This window comes from Curtobacterium sp. MCBD17_019, from assembly GCF_003234555.1.
In the GTDB taxonomy this organism is placed as follows: Bacteria; Actinomycetota; Actinomycetes; order Actinomycetales; family Microbacteriaceae; genus Curtobacterium.
This window is the reverse complement of the sequence record NZ_QKTT01000015.1, coordinates 1-16,021: the sequence shown is the minus strand read 5'-3', so window position 1 is coordinate 16,021 and position 16,021 is coordinate 1. Positions and strand designations below refer to the sequence as shown.

Below are 16,021 nucleotides of genomic sequence, written 5' to 3'. Positions count from 1 at the left end.
ACGGCGATGCCCCGCTCCGGAGTGGAGCGGGGCATCGCCCTGCGGCCACCACCCTGCCGGATCGGAGGGCGGGGTGCGAGAGGAGCGGGCTGGTGCTGCGCCGGGCCTACTTGCGGAGGAAGGCGAGCAGGGCCTCGTTCACCTCCGCGGTGTGGGTCGTGAGGAGCCCGTGCGGCGCCCCTTCGATCTCGACGTAGTCCGCCGACGGCAGCGCCGCGGCGAAGCGCCGACCGGTGGCGTCGATCGGCAGGATGCGGTCGCCGGTGCCGTGCACGATGAGCGCGGGGACGTCCACCTGGGGGATGTCCGCGCGGAAGTCGGTCGGCCAGGTCAGGGGCGCGGCCGCGGACGCGATGGCCCCGGAACCGGCGGCCACGTTCCACGCGTTGCGGACCGCCTCCTCGCTGATGCGGCTGCCCAGGTTCTCGTCGAGGTTGAAGAAGTCCTGGTAGAAGGCGGTGAAGTACGCGTAACGGTCCTGCGCGACGGTCTCGGCGATCCCCTCAAAGAAGGACATCGGCGCCGCTCCGTCCGGGTTGTCGTCGGTCACCGCGAGGTACGGCTCGAGCGATGCGAGGAACGCGGCCTTCGCGACGCGCCCGGAACCGTAGGTGGCGATGTACCGGGCGACCTCGCCGGTGCCCATCGAGAAGCCGACGAGGATCGCGTCGTGCAGGTCGAGGGTCTCCATGACGACGTTGAGGTCCGCCGCGAACGTGTCGTAGTCGTACCCGGTCGACGGCTGCGACGACCGCCCGAACCCGCGGCGGTCGTACGTGATGACGCGGTAGCCCGCCTGGAGGAGCGCGGGCACCTGGCCCTCCCACGAGTTGCCGTCGAGCGGGAAGCCGTGGATGAGCACGACCGGCTGGCCCGTGCCCTTGTCCTCGTAGTGGAGCTCGATGTCGATGCTGTTCTCGGTCCCGACCGTGATGGTGCTCATCGTCCTACATCCCTTCGTCGTCCGGGCCGTCTCTCGGTCCGGTCCGGTGGAGAACGATCGTTCTCCGCCGATGTCCGTTACAGTAGAGAACGAGCGTTCTCCGCGCAAGCCGGTCTCAGCCGACTCGCAGGTACTGCTCCGAACGGGGGACGTCGACACCATCCCGCCGCAGCTCCTCCGCTGCCACGACCGAGGACCAGAGGAACCAGACATGAGCACCGTCACCGTCGAGCAGGACGACACCCGGGCCGGCATCATCGCCGCTGCCGACGAGCTGTTCTACCGACGTGGCATCCAGTCGGTCGGCATGGACGCCGTCCGCTCGGCCGCGAACGTGTCGCTGAAACGCCTCTACAAGGAGTTCCCCGGCAAGGAGGACCTCGTCGTCGCCGTCCTCGCCGGCCGGCACGACATGTGGGAGCGCGGGGTCAGCGCCGCCGTCGACGCCGCCGACGGGCCCCGAGCGAAGCTCCTCGCCGTCTACGACTACCTCGAGGCGTGGTTCGCCGACAGCTCGTTCCGCGGGTGCGGGTTCATCAACGCCTTCGGGGAACTCGGCGCGACCTCCCCTGCGATCGCGGACATGGCGCGGCGACACAAGGAGTCCTTCCAGCGGTACATCGCCGGGCTCACCGCCACCATCGGGCTCGACCACGCCCACGCCGAGGAGCTCGCCGCCCAGCTCGCACTGCTCGCCGAGGGCGCCCAGACCACCGCGGCGATCGCCGGCACCGCCGACGCCGCCGTCCACGCCCGACGCGCCGCCGCCACGCTCGTCGACGCCGCGGTCGCCACCCGCTGAACCGGCCGGGAGGCCCGCCCCCGGGCGTCCCCGCACCCCCGGTCCTAGGGTGGTGGACATGGCCACGCCCTTCGACGCCCCGAGCAGCCTCCCGTACGCGCTCCCCCCGTTCACCGAGGTCCGGCTCGAGCACTACCGCCCCGCGTTCGACCAGGGCATGCGCGAGCAGCGTGCAGAGGTCGAGGCGATCGCGACGAACCCGGAGTCCCCGACGTTCGACAACACGCTCGTCGCCCTCGAGCGGTCCGGGCAGCTCCTGGCGCGCGTGTCCATGGCCTTCTTCACCGTCGCCTCGGCGGACTCGACCGCCGAGATCCACGACCTCGAGGCCGAGATCTCGCCGCTGCTGGCCGCCCACCGCGACGCGATCACCCTCGACAGTCGGCTGTACGAGCGGGTCGCCGCCGTGCACGACGCCCGCGAGGACCTCGGCCTGACCGGCGAGGACCTCCGCCTGGTGGAGCGGACCCACACCGAGATGACCCTGGCCGGTGCGGGGCTCGACGCCGCCGGCAAGGAGCGCCTGACCGCGCTGAACCAGGAGCTCTCGACGCTCACGACACGGTTCGAGCGCAACCTGCTCGACGACACGAACGACCTCGCCGTGCACATCACCGACGAGGCGGAGCTCGACGGCCTCGACGACGGTGCCCGGTCCGCGACCCGCGGGGCCGCCGAGGCGCGCGGCCTGGACGGCTGGCTCATCACCCTGCCGCTGTTCACCGGGCACCCCTACCTGGCGACGCTGACGGACCGAGCGGTCCGAGCCCGCATCATGGACGCCTCGCTGCAGCGGGGTCGGCGGGGCAACGACTGGGACAACCGGGACCTCGTGCTCCGCATCGTCCGGCTCCGTGCCGAGCGCGCGGAACTCCTCGGGTTCCCGAACCACGCCGCCGCCGTGACCGCCGACGAGACCGCAGGGACGCCGGAGGCGGTGGACGGCCTCCTGACGTCGCTCGCGCCCGCCGCGGCCGCGAACGCCCGGGACGAGCGCGAGGTCCGTGCGCGGGTGCTCGGCCACGAGGTCGAGGCGCACGACTGGGCGTACGCGACCGAGATCCTCCGCGCCCAGCAGTTCGCGGTCGACGCGACCGCGATGCGCGCGTACTTCGAGGCGGAGCGCGTGCTGCACGACGGTGTGTTCCACGCGGCGAACGCCCTGTACGGCCTGTCGTTCGCCGAGCGGCCCGACCTGCACGGCTACAACGACGAGGTCCGGGTGTTCGAGGTCACGGACGAACAGGGCGCGTCGGTCGGCCTCTACCTGCTCGACCTGTACACGCGCGACGGCAAGCGCGGCGGTGCGTGGATGAACCCGATCGTCGAGCAGTCGGCCCTGATCGGCACCCTGCCCGTCGTCGTCAACAACCTCAACGTGCCGAAGCCCGCCGCCGGGTCCCCCACACTCCTGACCCAGGACGAGGTCACCACGCTGTTCCACGAGTTCGGGCACGCGCTGCACGGCCTCATCGCGCGGACGACGTACCCGCGGTTCTCGGGCACGAGCGTCGAGCGCGACTTCGTCGAGTTCCCGAGCCAGGTCAACGAGATGTGGCTCAACTGGCCCGAGGTCCTGGTGAACTACGCCCGACACCACGAGACCGGCGAGCCCATGCCCGCGGAACTCGTGCTCGGCCTCAGCGACTCCGAGGGGTTCAACGAGGGCTTCGCCACGACCGAGTACCTCGCTGCCGCGATGCTCGACCAGGCCTGGCACCGCCTCAGCTCCGCGGAGGCCGCGGCGGTGACCGACGTGGAGGCGTTCGAGCAGGACGCCCTCGAGGCCGCCGGCATCGCCGTCCCCGCGGTCCCCACGCGCTACTCGTCGACGTACTTCGCCCACACGTTCTCGGGCGGGTACGACGCGGGCTACTACGGCTACATCTGGAGCGAGGTGCTCGACGCGGACACCGTGGAGTGGTTCCGGGAGCACGGCGGCCTGTCACGCGAGGCCGGACGCCGGTTCGCCTCGATCGTCCTCGGTGTCGGAGGCTCCCGCGACCCGCTCGAGGCCTACCGCGAGTTCCGGGGCCGCGACGCCGAGGTCGGTCCCCTGCTGCGCCGCCGCGGGCTCGAGTAGGCCGGCCGACGTCGCGCCGAGGCGCCGCCAGGCTTCGAACACCGCGATGCCGTTCGAACACGGGGATCGCGGTGTTCGAACGGCACGGGCGTGTTCAACGGGCCAGCGGGACGTCCGCCGACCGCGTTGCAGCGGCGCTACGCGGACTTCTCGACGCGCTTGCGCGCCCGCGGCACGATCGTCGGCGCGGCGTTCTCGAGCACGGACTCCCGCGTGACGACGACGCGAGCGACGTCATCGTCCGAGGGGACCTCGAACATGATCGGGCCGAGGACTTCTTCCATGATGGCGCGAAGACCACGGGCACCGGTCTGGCGGAGCACCGCGAGGTCCGCGATCGCCTCGAGCGCCTGCCGGTCGAACTCGAGCTCGACGCCGTCGATCTGGAACATCCGCTGGTACTGCTTGACCAGCGCGTTCTTCGGCTCGGTCAGGATCTCCATGAGGGCGGCCTGGTCGAGCGGTGTCACGGTGGTCACGACGGGGAGGCGCCCGATGAACTCCGGGATGAGGCCGAACTTGTGCAGGTCCTCGGGCAGGACCTCGCCGTAGACGTCGGTCTGGTCGAGCGGGCTGTGCAACGGTGCGCCGAAGCCGATGCCCCGCTTGCCGATGCGGGACGAGATGATGTCCTCGAGCCCGGCGAACGCCCCGGCCACGATGAACAGCACGTTCGTCGTGTCGATCTGGATGAACTCCTGGTGCGGGTGCTTGCGCCCACCCTGCGGCGGCACCGACGCCGTCGTGCCCTCGAGGATCTTGAGGAGCGCCTGCTGCACGCCCTCGCCCGAGACGTCGCGCGTGATCGAGGGGTTCTCGGCCTTCCGGGCGATCTTGTCGACCTCGTCGATGTAGATGATCCCCGTCTCGGCCCGCTTGACGTCGTAGTCGGCGGCCTGGATCAGCTTGAGCAGGATGTTCTCGACGTCCTCGCCGACGTAGCCGGCCTCGGTGAGCGCCGTGGCGTCCGCGACCGCGAACGGCACGTTGAGCCGCTTGGCCAGGGTCTGCGCCAGGTAGGTCTTGCCACAGCCCGTCGGGCCGATGAGCAGGATGTTCGACTTGGCGATCTCGATGTCGTCGCCGCGGTGCTCGGCCGCGGTGATCGCACCCTGGGCGCGGATGCGCTTGTAGTGGTTGTAGACCGCGACCGACAGCGCACGCTTGGCCGGGTCCTGTCCGATGACGTACTCCTCGAGGAAGTCGAAGATCTCGCGCGGCTTGGGGAGGTCGAAGTCGCCGTCCGCGGTGTCCTCGCCGGCCTCGGCCAGGCGTTCCTCGATGATCTCGTTGCAGAGTTCGACGCACTCGTCGCAGATGTACACGCCCGGGCCCGCGATGAGCTGCTGCACCTGCTTCTGGCTCTTGCCGCAGAAGGAGCACTTGAGGAGATCGGCGCTCTCTCCGATGCGTGCCATGCGAGGCCTCCTTGGTCGTCGCGCACCGGTGGCTGGCACACGAGGTCGTCGTGGAGTTGAGCCTAATCGCATCCGACGACACTGACGGCGCGACCGTGCCGCAAACCACCACGCGTTCGCTCGGGGCGGCCGGTTTGTGCCGCAGGACCGCCTCGGACTACGGTGGCCGTCGGGACTCTACAAGTTGTAGAAGCGAAAGGACCTCCATGCGCAAGCGCCTCGTCGCGGGCACCGCCGCCACCGTGGGCATCACGGCCGCTCTCGTCCTCGGGACCGCCGCCGCGGCGAGCGCCCACGTGGAGGCGACGGCCACGGACACCGCCGCCGACTCGTACACGACCCTGACGTTCTCGGTCCCGCACGGGTGCGACGGCTCCCCCACCACCGCGCTGACCTTCCACGTTCCACGGTCGGTCATCGACGTGACGCCCACGGTGAACCCCAACTGGACGATCACCAAGGCGACGGAGCCCTACACGAGCAAGCAGTCCGCGAGCGACGACGAGGACCCCGCCGACGCCGGGACGCGCGTGACGAGCGTCACGTACACGGCGACGACGCCCCTGGCCGCGGACGAGCGCGACACCTTCCAGCTCTCGCTCTCGCTGCCCGACGGCAAGCCCGGCACGATCGTCGCGTTCCCCGTGACCCAGACGTGCGTCACCGGATCGACCGAGTGGGACCAGGTGCAGAAGGCCGGCCAGGACGAGCCCGAGCACCCCGCACCGGCCGTCACCCTGACCGCGGCGATCCCGGGCGCGGACGACGACGACGACCACGCGCAGGAGCACGCCAGCGACGCGGCGACGGGCAGTGCGAGCGGCACCGAGGCGAGCGGCACCGAGACGAGCGGCACCGGATCCGCCGGCGGGGACACCGACCTCGTCGCTCGGGGCCTCGGCATCGCCGGACTCGTCGTCGGCGCGGTGGGCGTCGTGAGCGCGGCCGCCATGGCCCGGCGGCGTCCCCGGTGAGCGCCCGCCGCATCCGCACCGGATCCGGTGCGGCGTCGCCGGCCGGGAGGACCGGGGCGCGTCGCGCGCTCGCCCTCGCGCTGGCATCGGTGGCGGTCACCGCAGGCGCCGTCCTCGGACTGGCGGCCCCGGCCTCCGCGCACAACTACATGATCGCGTCGACGCCGACCGTCAACGGCACACTGACCTCACTGCCGAAGCGGTTCGAGATCACGACGAACGACCGTCTGCTCGACATCGGCGACACCAACTCGGGCTTCGCCTACCGGATCGTCGGACCGAGCGGTCGGTACTACGAGAACGGCTGCCTCATCGTGGACGGCCCGTCGATGACGACGAAGGCGGCGCTCGGACGGTCGGGCGAGTACACGATCGAGTGGCAGATCGTCAGTGCCGACGGCCACACGGTGTCGGACCAGTACCGGTTCCGGTGGGATGCCCCGGCCGGGTTCCGCCCCGCCACGGGGAGCACGCGGCCGCCGGTCTGCGCGTCCGGGCCGGGCTCGTCGGCCGCCGCGTCGGACTCCGGCACGGGCAGCGCGGGCAGCGGCTCCAGCGGGGTCGTGGGCGACGCGATCTGGATCGGCGCGGGCGGGCTCGTGCTCGTGGCGCTCGTCGTGGTCGTGCTGCTGCTCCTCCGCCGCCCTGCCGGATCCGCCGTGGAGCCGGCGACCGCCGAACGCGGCCGCGACGACGAGGACGACCTCGCCGACGACGCCCGCGACTGACCGCAGGCGCCCCCGGCGAGATCGCAGTCGTTGCCGTTCTGAGGAGACCCAGAACGGCAACGACTGCGATCTCGCGGAAGGGTGGGCGGCCGCAGGCCGGCCGCAGGCCGCAAGCCGGCCGCAGGCCGCAAGCCGCAGGACGCAGGCCCCGCAAGCGGCGCAAGCGGCGCAAGCGGCGCAAGCGGCGCAAGCGGCGCAGGCGCGCGGCCACCAAGCCGCCGGACACGACGGAGGGCCCCGACCAGAACGGTCGGGGCCCTCGGTCTGTCGGGACTACTTGACGAGCGCCGGCAGCGACTTGCGGCTGGTCAGCACCTGGTCGATGAGCCCGTACTCGACGGCCTCTTGCGCGGACATGATCTTGTCGCGCTCGATGTCGTGGTTGACCTGCTCCGGGGTGCGGTTCGAGTGCCGCGACAGGGTCTCCTCGAGCCAGGTGCGCATGCGGAGGATCTCCGCGGCCTGGATCTCGATGTCCGACGCCTGCCCGCCACCCTGCTGGGTTGCCGGCTGGTGGATGAGCACGCGGGCGTTCGGCAGCGCGAGACGCTTGCCCGGCGTGCCGGCGGCCAGGAGCACCGACGCGGCGGACGCGGCCTGACCGAGGCACACCGTCTGGATCTGCGGACGGATGTACTGCATCGTGTCGTAGATCGCCGTCATGGCCGTGAACGAGCCACCGGGCGAGTTGATGTACATGACGATGTCGCGGTCCGGGTCCATCGACTCGAGCACGAGCAGCTGGGCCATGATGTCGTCGGCCGAAGCGTCGTCCACCTGCACGCCGAGGAACACGATGCGGTCCTCGAAGAGCTTGGCGTACGGGTCCTGGCGCTTGTAGCCGTAGGCGGTGCGCTCCTCGAAGCTCGGGAGGATGTAGCGGTCGGAGGGTGCGGGGACGTTCTGCGCGCCACCGAGCATGGGGAGATGCATTCTCGATTTCCTTTTCTTGGTGGTGGGCTACTCGGCGGACGGCGCGGCGGCCGGGGTCTCGGTCTCGCCGTCGCCGACCGTCCCGCCGCCACCGATGACCTCACTGGACATCGCACGGAGGTGGTCGACGAAGCCGTACTCCAGGGCCTCCTGCGCGGTGAACCAGTTGTCGCGGTCGTTGTCCTTGAGGATCTGCTCGATCGACTTGCCGGTCTGCTCGGCGGTGAGTTCCGCCATGCGCTGCTTCATGTCGAGGATGACCTTGGCCTGGGTCTGGATGTCGGCGGCGGTCCCGCCGAAGCCACCGGACGGCTGGTGCAGGAGCACGCGGGCGTTCGGAGTGATGTAGCGCTTGCCCGGGGTGCCGGACGAGAGCAGGAACTGCCCCATCGAGGCGGCGAGCCCGATACCGACGGTGACGATGTCGTTCGGGACGAACTGCATCGTGTCGTAGATGGCCATGCCGGCGGTGATCGAACCACCGGGCGAGTTGATGTAGAGGTAGATGTCCTTCTCGGGGTCCTCCGCCGCGAGCAGCAGCAGCTTCGCAGCGATCTCGTTCGAGTTGTCGTCACGGACCTCGGAGCCGAGCCAGACGATCCGGTCCCTCAGAAGACGGTCAAAAACACTGGGGTTCAGTGTCGCTTCGGCCATGTGTAGCTCCCGTTCAGTTGTCGCTTGTCGTCGAACCTATCGGGTGCAACGCGGCGCATCTCCCGAGTTCGCTGTCGGCAATACCAGGGCCGGGAACGACGCACGGGAGGCCCGGGACCAGCTGGTCCCGGGCCTCCCGTGCGCGCTCTTCGCAGGTGCGACGCGCCAGCGTTGCGCGGCGCCGACCGAGCCTGCGAGGTCGGTCAGTCAGGTCGGCTCACTCGGCGTCGGCCTCGGCGTCCGTCGCCGGCTCCTGCGCGACGCCCGCGGTGAACGCGGACAGGTCGACCGGGTTGCCGTTCGTGTCGACGACCTTCGCCTTGGCGAGCACGGTCGCGATCGCCTTGGAACGGGCGACCTCGCCGACCATGCCCGGGATCTGGCCGTTCTGGTCGATCACCTTGATGAACTCGCCCGGCTCCATGCCGTACTGCGCGGCGGCCTGGATCAGGTACTGGGTCAGCTCCTCCTGGCTGACCTGGACCTGCTCCTGCTCGGCGACCGCGTCGAGGAGCAGCTGCGACTTGAACGCCTTCTCGCTGGACTCGGCGACCTCGGCGCGGTGCTCGTCGTCCTCGAGGCGGTTCTCCTGCTCGAGGTGACGGTGGACCTCGTCGTCGATGAGCTGCTGCGAGATCGGGATCTCGACGCTGTCGAGGAGCTTCTCGACGAGCTGGTCGCGGGCCGCGGCGCCCTGGCCGAAGGTCTTCGACTTGGCGATCTGCTCCTTGAGGTCCGCCTTGAGCTCGTCGATCGTGTCGAACTGGCTCGCGATCTGCGCGAACTCGTCGTCGGCCTCGGGCAGCTCGCGCTCCTTGACGGCCGTGAGCGTCACGGCGATCTGGGCGGTCTCGCCCTCGTGGTCGCCGCCGAGGAGCTTCGACTCGAAGGTGGTGGACTCGCCTGCGGTCAGGGTCTCGAGGGCGTCGTCGATGCCCTCGATGAGGTCGCCGGAGCCGATCTCGTACGAGACGCCCGTGGCCGAGTCGACTTCTTCGTCGCCGATGGTCGCGGTGAGGTCGAGCTGGGCGAAGTCGCCCGCGGTGGCGGGGCGGTCGACCGTGACGAGCGTGCCGAAGCGCGTGCGGAGGTTCTGGAGCTCCTCCTCGATCTCGTCGTCGGTGACGTCGACCGCGTCGACCGTGAGCTCGAGGCCCTCGTAGTCGGGGAGGTCGAACTCGGGACGGACGTCGACCTCGAACGTGAGGACGAGGTCGCCGGAGAAGTCCTTGACGCTCGGGAGCTCGGCGATGTCGGCCTCGGCGCGACCGAGCACGCGGAGCTCGTTCTCCTCGACCGCCTGGCGGTAGAAGGTGTCGATGGCGTCCCCGACGGCGTGGTTCAGGATCTCCGGGCGGCCGACGCGCTGGTCGACGATGGCCGGCGGCACCTTGCCCTTCCGGAAGCCGGGGATGTTGATCTGCTCGGCGATGTGCTTGTACGCGTGGTCGATGCTCGGCTTGAGCTCGTCCGGCGTCACGTTCACGGTGAGCTTGACCCGGGTGGGGCTCAACTTGTCGACGGTGCTGGTGACCAAGGGTGTGTTCTCCTGAGGTTGACGATGGTGTGACCTGGTCGGGGCGACAGGATTTGAACCTGCGACCTCCCGCTCCCAAAGCGGGCGCTCTACCAAGCTGAGCTACGCCCCGGTCGTTGCCGGGCCAGGGTCGTGCAACGAGCGCGGGCAGGACGGACCCGACCGCGATCGATCCCGACGAGTCTAGCGGCACGCAAGCGCCGCGTTCCCGGCCCTCCCAGCGGCCGTGGAGGCGGTGGGCACCCGCGTCACGCGGGTGGCGGTGGCAGCGCGCCCCGGTCCTCCCGGCCGTCGGTGGCGGCGTCCTGCCCGCGACCGGTCCTGCGGTCCTGGCGGCCGTCGTCCGCGGCGTCCCGCAGGAGCCGGCGCCGCCAGCGGACGCCCACGGCGACCTGGACGAGCACCGCGGCCGCGAACAGCGCCACCGCGACGATCGGGCGGACCACGTGCAGGAGCACGTGCAACGGCTCTCCCACCCGTCCGCCGACGACCGACGGCGCGAACGACAGGACGACGACGCCGACGGCGACGAGGACGTAGGAGACCACGCGCGAACGCCGCACGAGCGGATCGTGGCTGGTGGTGGCGATCCGGGGTACCCGCACGCCGCCGAGTGTAGGCGCGGTGTGCGTGGGCACCCGGCCGTCCGCTACGATCGGAGGGCGGCGCCGCGGTGTCGCACGGGGATGTAGCTCAATGGTAGAGCCCCAGTCTTCCAAACTGGCTACGCGGGTTCGATTCCCGTCATCCCCTCCACGTGACCCGACCCGACGTCGTCCACCGTGCCGAGCAGGTGCTCGTCCTCCTCGAGCCGGTACCGCACCGGATCGCCGTCGTCCGATGCATCACGGTCGGCGACGAGTGCGATGGTCGAACTCCGGGACACGAGCAGCACGGCCGGGGTCGGCCGGCCGTCGCCACGGTTCACCTCGAGCCACATGAGGCCGTCGGACGCCAGGGCCGTCCGGATCCGCTCCCGCACCGCGTCGGGCCCCTCCTTCGAGATCGTGTACTCGATCCCGTCGTAGATGACGATGGTCCGGATCATGCCGGGGTCCCTTCCGAGGGCTCGGGGACGATGCGCAGTCCGCCGGGTGACCCGGCTGCCTGGGCCAACGCCTCGACCCACTCGCGGTTGATGGTCGGCGGGCGACTGCCCGAGTAGCGGATGACGAGGGGCACGGTCCGGTCGAGCCAGATCGCGGTCCGACCGTTCCCGACGTCGCGGTCGTCCTTCCAGGAGAACATGAACGACTCGCCGCGGCGCAGCTTCGTCGCGATCACGATCTGCAGGTGCGCGAGCAGGCGGTCCTCGAAGTCCACGGTGTACGAGCTGTTGTAGATCATCCTGCCCATGGGACCAGCCTCCGATCCGGCTCCTGGGATCGCCACCAGGGAGCCCAACGCCTGTCCTGTCAGCGTACCCAGACCGGAACGACCACGCTGGCATCATGCGACGCATCCACTATGCCGGGGGGTACGTCATGACCGGCGACAGCACGTGCAAGGCCCTCCTCCGGTACGCCCGGGCACTCGCCGTGGCGGGCGTCGCCGACGTCGTCCAGATCCCGGTCGTCACGGACGGCGGCAGCAGGGGGTACGCCCACCTGCTCATCGGGCCCGCGAGCCAGATCTTCTCGACACCGGTCCTCGAGAGCCCGGACGAACCGCTCGACCAGGAGGTCATCGAGCGCCTCGAGCGGGGGACGATGTCCCTGCAACCGAGCCGGCCGGAGTGGCCCGCCGAGATGACCGACGTGCAGGACCTCAGTTTCCTCGTCGACCTGGACTACGACGCCACGTAGGGTCGGCCGAGGGCGTACCGGACGCGCAGCCGAGCGGGGACGCGCCGCTCGACTTGACGCCGGGTTCGAACAGACGTTCGAATAGGGGTATGGGACGGCGACGTGAGGACCGGTGGTCACCACCGGAGCACCCCGAGTCGCCGCGCCCCGACGCGTTCTCGCTGTCGGAGGACGCCCGGGGCGGCGATCCCTGCCACGCCGTCACGCCGATCCCGGTGTGGGCGTGGATCCAGTTCCCGTCGTTCCACGTCCGGGTCAAGGCGTTCGCCCGCAGCTGGACCGTCGACGCCGTCCTCGTGGAGTGGGCGCAGTTCGGTCACCCGGCCGAGGCCTGGGTCTGGCGATCCGCCGTCAAACACCGAGCGCTCCGCGAGGACGATCGGCGGACCCGCCGGGTCGCGGATGACCGATGGTGACCGCTCAGCGCAGGCACGGACGCGCGGACCGCGTGAAGCGGACATTCCGACGTGACCGCGTTGACAGCCCCACCGGCGCGGAGGATCGTTCATCGAACACCACGTCGCTGAACATTTCAGCACGTGAAGGATTGGACGGACGGACCAGTGCCGGCCGCATCGACCACGGGAGGGCAGATGAAGAAGACCGACGTCCCCTCCTGGATGTCCCACGTCCTCACCCCGCCCGAGGTCATCGCGGCCTACGTCGAGCAGCGCGTCAACGACCCGTCGCTCCTCGCCCCGGACCAGACCGAGCCGACGTACGCGGACTTCCTCGTGTCCGAGGACTGACCGGCCCCGGCGTCGGCCGGGAGGCCCGTCAGGCAGGGGGCGCGTCGGGTACTGGTGTGCTCCTCCCGCGCTCCCGTCGGCCGCTCACGGTGACGCCGATGCTGGCCAGCGTCACGCAGGCCAGCGCGACGAGCTCCCGCGCCGACAGGGCCTCGCCCGCGATCGCGAACCCGGCGAGCGCTGCGATGGCCGGCCCGAGACTCTGGAGCACCCCGAACACCCGCGGGGGCAACGTCCGGAGCGCCTGCATCTCGAGGGCGTAGGGCAGGACGCTCGACAGCACGGCCACGGCGCCGAACACGAGCAGCAGCACCGGATCCGCTCGGACACCGTGCACGGCGGCGCCCGCACCGACCGGGAGGGCGACGAGCATCGCGACGACGAGCGAGACGCTCAGACCGTCCACCCCGGGGATCCGCGCACCGACGTGCCGGTTGAGCACGATGTACGCCGCCCAGCACACCGCGGCGACGACGGCGAACACGAACCCCGCGACCGCGGCGGGACCGGACGCGCCGACACCGAGCAGCACGACGCCGGCGAGTGCGAGCGCGGCCCAGACCACGTCGCGCCATCGCCGGGTGTACACGAGCGAGAGCGCGAGCGGCCCGAGGAACTCCACCGTCACCGCGATGCCGATCGGGATGCTCGCGAACGCGACGTAGATGCAGACGTTCATGCCGCCGAGGGCGAGACCGAGCCCGAGGGCGCCGAGCCACTGCGCCCGGTCCCACGACCGCACCGCCGGCCGCACCACGAGGGCGAACACGACGGCGCCGATCGTCAGACGGAGCACGGCCGCACCGACGGACCCGACGACGTCGAAGTGGGTCTTCGCGATCGCCGCGCCGAGTTGCACCGACACCATGGCGGCGACGGCGAGCGCGGGCGCCGGGACACGTGCCGCGCGGTCACCGTCCCGGGCCGGGGTCGGCGCGCTCATCGGTGCCTCATCGCAGGGACGCGAGGACGGCGAGGACACGACGGTGGTCGTCGCCGGTGTCCTCGAGTCCGAGCTTGGCGAAGATGTTCGACACGTGCTTCTCGACGGCGCCGGTCCCGATCACGAGGGTGCGTGCGATCGCGGCGTTCGAGCGCCCCTCGGCCATGAGCGCGAGGACGTCCCGCTCGCGCGGTGTCAGGGCGGCGAGCGGGTCGCGCCGACGCCCCATGAGCTCCGTCACGACCTCGGGATCGAGCACCGTTCCGCCGCTCGCGATGCGCCGGATCGCGTCGTCGATCTCGTCGAGGCGCGTGACGCGGTCCTTGAGCAGGTAGCCGAGCCCGCTCGATCCGTCTGCCAGGAGCTCCTCGGCGTACGACGCCTCGACGTACTGCGAGAGGAGGAGCACCCCGATGCCCGGCACCGTACGACGGGCCGCGACGGCGGCGCGCACACCCTCGTCCGTGTAGCTCGGCGGCATGCGGACGTCCATCACGACGACGTCCGGTCGGACCTCCGGCAGGCTCGCGAGGAACGTCACCGCGTCACCGTACTGCGCGACGACCGCGATCCCGGCCTCGTCGAGGACGCGCGTGAGGCCTTCGCGCAGGAGGACCGCGTCGTCGACGACGACGGCCCGGATGCGGGGTGCATCCGGGCCGTCGGTCATGCGCTCGATGCTAGCCGTCACGGCGCCGCGGTCGGTCCCGCGGCGGGCGCGACCGGACCTGTGGTGGACGAGGACGGGCCTCCCGGCATCGTCGTCGGCGTACCCCGCAGCGCGCCGAGCGGGATCCGCGCCACGGCGTCGGTCGGGCCACCCGCCGGGCTCGACACCGACAGCTCGCCGTCGAGCGCGCGCATCCGCCCCATGAGCCCGAGGATCCCGTGGCCCTCCTGCACGACGGCACCACCCCGGCCGTCGTCCCGGACCCGGAGTTCGAGCACCGGCTGACCGTCGGGGTCGGACGTCAGGGTGATCGAGACCTCGGCGGAGGACGCCTCCGCGTGCTTCGTGGTGTTCGTCAGGAGCTCGCTCACCGTGAAGTACAGGTTGCGCTCGATCTCGGTCGGCAGCACGAACCCGTCCGGCAGCCGCACGTCGAGGTCGACGGGCAGGGGCGTCCGGGACACGAGCGCCTCGAGTGCCGCGACGAGCCCGCGGTCGAGCAGGATCGGCGGCGCGAACCCCCGGGACAGCGCACGGAGCTCGTCGAGGGCGTCCTTCGCGTGCCCGGACGCCTCGGCCATGAGCCCGCGGGCACGCTCGGGGTCGAGCTCGAACGCGCGCTCGGCCGCCGCGAGGTCCATCCGCAGCCGGACGAGCCGCTGCTGCGGTCCGTCGTGCAGGTCACGCTCGATCTGACGGAGCGCCTGGCCCTCGGCGGTGACGGCACCGGCCCGCGACGCCTGCAGCCCGACGACGCGCTGCTGCAGCACCTCGGACCGGAAGCCGCCGAGGAGTGCTCGGTCCACCCAGTAGTGCGCGAGCACCGCGCCGCGGGTCCACAGCGGGAACAGGAGGACCGCTGCCGTCACCGACACCGCGCACGCGATCGCGCCGACCACCCAGGGCCAGGTCTGGCCGATCCCCTGATGGGCGAGGTACTGGTTGATCTGCCACCCGTGGGTGATGGCGGCGAACCCGGCGCCGACCGGGGCCACGACACCGGCGACGAGGGTGGCGCCGGCGCCGATCGTGATGCACGCGACGAGCGGGTAGACGACGACCGCGTGCAGCAGGTACAGCCAGTAGTGCGGGTTCGCCACCGCCGACACGATCCGGAGGAACCAGTTCTGTCGCCACCGCGGCGTCCAGTCGACCGGGCGGAAGCGCTCGGGCTCGGCCCAGCTCATCCGGAGCTGCTCGAACGCGCCGAGCCATCGGGCGACGAACAGCGACGCCAGGAACAGCACGAGCGAGATCGGGTTGAGCACCTGCCCGGCGGTCCCGTGCAGGATCACGAGGGGGAACACGGAGTACACGGTGCCGAGGAGCAGCGCCGTGAACGCGAGGTACCCGAAGTCACGGGGGACGTGCCTCCAGGCGTCCCGGTAGAAGGAGCGGCGCGGGGTGCCGTCGCCACCACCCCCACCGCCGGGCGGGACGGCGCCGTCGTCCGGGCCGGACGGGGGGACGTCGCCGAGTCGGGTCCCCGGTATGCGGCCGGGCGCGCTGCCGGACGCGGGCGCGCTGCCGGACGCGGGCGCGCTGCCGGACGCGGGCACGGCGCCCGACGCGGGCACGCCGCCCGACGCGGCCGACGGGAGCTGGTCGGAGGGCATGGGCACGGTCTCCGCGGTGTCGATGCGAGCTGTTTCGGTCATGGATCGAGCCTCGCGGTCGGCGGGCCCGCGCCCCATCCTGCCCGCTCCCGGACCCGTGGTGGGGTTGTCCCCCCTCCGACCCTCCGGGTAGTCCCACCCTCCGGGCCTGTCTCTTATACACATC

Annotated in this window: 18 protein-coding genes and 2 tRNA genes; 8 read left to right on the top strand and 12 right to left on the bottom strand. The window is 71.2% G+C overall.

Annotation, left to right across the window (positions count from 1 at the left end):
* Positions 1–106: 106 nt before the first annotated feature.
* Positions 107–943: an alpha/beta fold hydrolase gene (locus DEI82_RS13285; protein ID WP_111037255.1), complete on the bottom strand. Its 837-nt coding sequence runs from the start codon at positions 941–943 to the stop codon at positions 107–109.
* A gap of 211 nt (positions 944–1,154) precedes the next feature.
* On the opposite strand from DEI82_RS13285, the gene DEI82_RS13280 reads away from it, so the two are divergent.
* Together DEI82_RS13280 and DEI82_RS13275 are read left to right on the top strand one after the other, a co-directional pair.
* Positions 1,155–1,745 carry a TetR/AcrR family transcriptional regulator gene (locus DEI82_RS13280; RefSeq protein WP_111011027.1) on the top strand — a complete coding sequence of 197 codons (591 nt, stop codon included), beginning with the start codon at positions 1,155–1,157 and terminating at the stop codon, positions 1,743–1,745.
* Between the two features lie 58 nt (positions 1,746–1,803).
* On the top strand, positions 1,804–3,828 hold the full coding sequence (locus tag DEI82_RS13275) for a M3 family metallopeptidase (protein ID WP_111037254.1): 2,025 nt from the start codon (positions 1,804–1,806) through the stop codon (positions 3,826–3,828).
* 137 nt (positions 3,829–3,965) lie between these two features.
* Here DEI82_RS13275 and clpX read toward each other — a convergent pair whose 3' ends face one another.
* The gene (gene clpX, locus DEI82_RS13270; protein ID WP_111011025.1) at positions 3,966–5,246 is read right to left on the bottom strand and encodes an ATP-dependent Clp protease ATP-binding subunit ClpX; all 1,281 of its coding nucleotides are present in this window, start codon (positions 5,244–5,246) and stop codon (positions 3,966–3,968) included.
* A 206-nt stretch (positions 5,247–5,452) separates the two neighbouring features.
* On the opposite strand from clpX, the gene DEI82_RS13265 reads away from it, so the two are divergent.
* Together DEI82_RS13265 and DEI82_RS13260 are read left to right on the top strand one after the other, a co-directional pair.
* Positions 5,453–6,220: a YcnI family protein gene (locus tag DEI82_RS13265; protein WP_111011024.1), complete on the top strand. Its 768-nt coding sequence runs from the start codon at positions 5,453–5,455 to the stop codon at positions 6,218–6,220.
* Entirely contained in the window at positions 6,217–6,948 is a 732-nt protein-coding gene (locus DEI82_RS13260) for a copper resistance CopC family protein (RefSeq protein ID WP_111011023.1), read from the top strand. Before DEI82_RS13265 ends, DEI82_RS13260 begins: the two co-directional genes overlap by 4 nt.
* A gap of 273 nt (positions 6,949–7,221) precedes the next feature.
* Here DEI82_RS13260 and DEI82_RS13255 read toward each other — a convergent pair whose 3' ends face one another.
* The 5 genes from DEI82_RS13255 to DEI82_RS13235 all read right to left on the bottom strand — a co-directional run bounded on the left by DEI82_RS13255 (position 7,222) and on the right by DEI82_RS13235 (position 10,677).
* Entirely contained in the window at positions 7,222–7,881 is a 660-nt protein-coding gene (locus tag DEI82_RS13255) for an ATP-dependent Clp protease proteolytic subunit (RefSeq protein ID WP_111011022.1), read from the bottom strand.
* A 27-nt stretch (positions 7,882–7,908) separates the two neighbouring features.
* Entirely contained in the window at positions 7,909–8,535 is a 627-nt protein-coding gene (locus DEI82_RS13250; protein ID WP_111011021.1) for an ATP-dependent Clp protease proteolytic subunit, read from the bottom strand.
* 217 nt (positions 8,536–8,752) lie between these two features.
* On the bottom strand, positions 8,753–10,072 hold the full coding sequence (gene tig, locus DEI82_RS13245; protein ID WP_111027718.1) for a trigger factor: 1,320 nt from the start codon (positions 10,070–10,072) through the stop codon (positions 8,753–8,755).
* A 35-nt stretch (positions 10,073–10,107) separates the two neighbouring features.
* Positions 10,108–10,184 (bottom strand) — tRNA-Pro (locus tag DEI82_RS13240).
* 136 nt (positions 10,185–10,320) lie between these two features.
* Positions 10,321–10,677 carry a hypothetical protein gene (locus DEI82_RS13235; protein WP_146242916.1) on the bottom strand — a complete coding sequence of 119 codons (357 nt, stop codon included), beginning with the start codon at positions 10,675–10,677 and terminating at the stop codon, positions 10,321–10,323.
* 77 nt (positions 10,678–10,754) lie between these two features.
* On the opposite strand from DEI82_RS13235, the gene DEI82_RS13230 reads away from it, so the two are divergent.
* Positions 10,755–10,828: transfer RNA gene (locus DEI82_RS13230), tRNA-Gly, on the top strand.
* On the opposite strand, the gene DEI82_RS13225 is transcribed toward DEI82_RS13230, so the two are convergent.
* Positions 10,797–11,120: a hypothetical protein gene (locus tag DEI82_RS13225; protein WP_111011018.1), complete on the bottom strand. Its 324-nt coding sequence runs from the start codon at positions 11,118–11,120 to the stop codon at positions 10,797–10,799. The two genes, DEI82_RS13230 and DEI82_RS13225, sit on opposite strands and share 32 nt — an antisense overlap.
* The gene (locus tag DEI82_RS13220; RefSeq protein ID WP_111011017.1) at positions 11,117–11,428 is read right to left on the bottom strand and encodes an ATP-dependent DNA ligase; all 312 of its coding nucleotides are present in this window, start codon (positions 11,426–11,428) and stop codon (positions 11,117–11,119) included. Before DEI82_RS13220 ends, DEI82_RS13225 begins: the two co-directional genes overlap by 4 nt.
* Before the next feature lie 95 nt (positions 11,429–11,523).
* Here DEI82_RS13220 and DEI82_RS13215 point away from each other — a divergent pair, with 95 nt between their 5' ends.
* The 3 genes from DEI82_RS13215 (at position 11,524) to DEI82_RS16275 (ending at position 12,626) form a co-directional block, all read left to right on the top strand.
* Positions 11,524–11,877, top strand: coding sequence for a hypothetical protein (locus tag DEI82_RS13215; RefSeq protein ID WP_111013932.1), 354 nt, complete (start codon positions 11,524–11,526; stop codon positions 11,875–11,877).
* An 89-nt stretch (positions 11,878–11,966) separates the two neighbouring features.
* Positions 11,967–12,293: a hypothetical protein gene (locus tag DEI82_RS13210; protein WP_111037252.1), complete on the top strand. Its 327-nt coding sequence runs from the start codon at positions 11,967–11,969 to the stop codon at positions 12,291–12,293.
* Between the two features lie 177 nt (positions 12,294–12,470).
* On the top strand, positions 12,471–12,626 hold the full coding sequence (locus tag DEI82_RS16275) for a hypothetical protein (protein ID WP_181434930.1): 156 nt from the start codon (positions 12,471–12,473) through the stop codon (positions 12,624–12,626).
* Positions 12,627–12,654: 28 nt separating this feature from the next.
* On the opposite strand, the gene DEI82_RS13200 is transcribed toward DEI82_RS16275, so the two are convergent.
* Genes DEI82_RS13200 through DEI82_RS13190 form a run of 3 tightly spaced genes read right to left on the bottom strand, consistent with a single transcriptional unit; the run spans position 12,655 to position 15,897 of the window.
* Complete coding sequence (locus DEI82_RS13200) at positions 12,655–13,569, bottom strand: DMT family transporter (protein WP_111027740.1); 915 nt, start codon at positions 13,567–13,569, stop codon at positions 12,655–12,657.
* Positions 13,570–13,576: 7 nt separating this feature from the next.
* Positions 13,577–14,239: a response regulator transcription factor gene (locus DEI82_RS13195; protein ID WP_111013933.1), complete on the bottom strand. Its 663-nt coding sequence runs from the start codon at positions 14,237–14,239 to the stop codon at positions 13,577–13,579.
* A 17-nt stretch (positions 14,240–14,256) separates the two neighbouring features.
* Positions 14,257–15,897, bottom strand: a complete 1,641-nt coding sequence (locus DEI82_RS13190; protein ID WP_111037250.1) for a sensor histidine kinase — start codon at positions 15,895–15,897, stop codon at positions 14,257–14,259.
* Positions 15,898–16,021 lie beyond the last annotated feature (124 nt).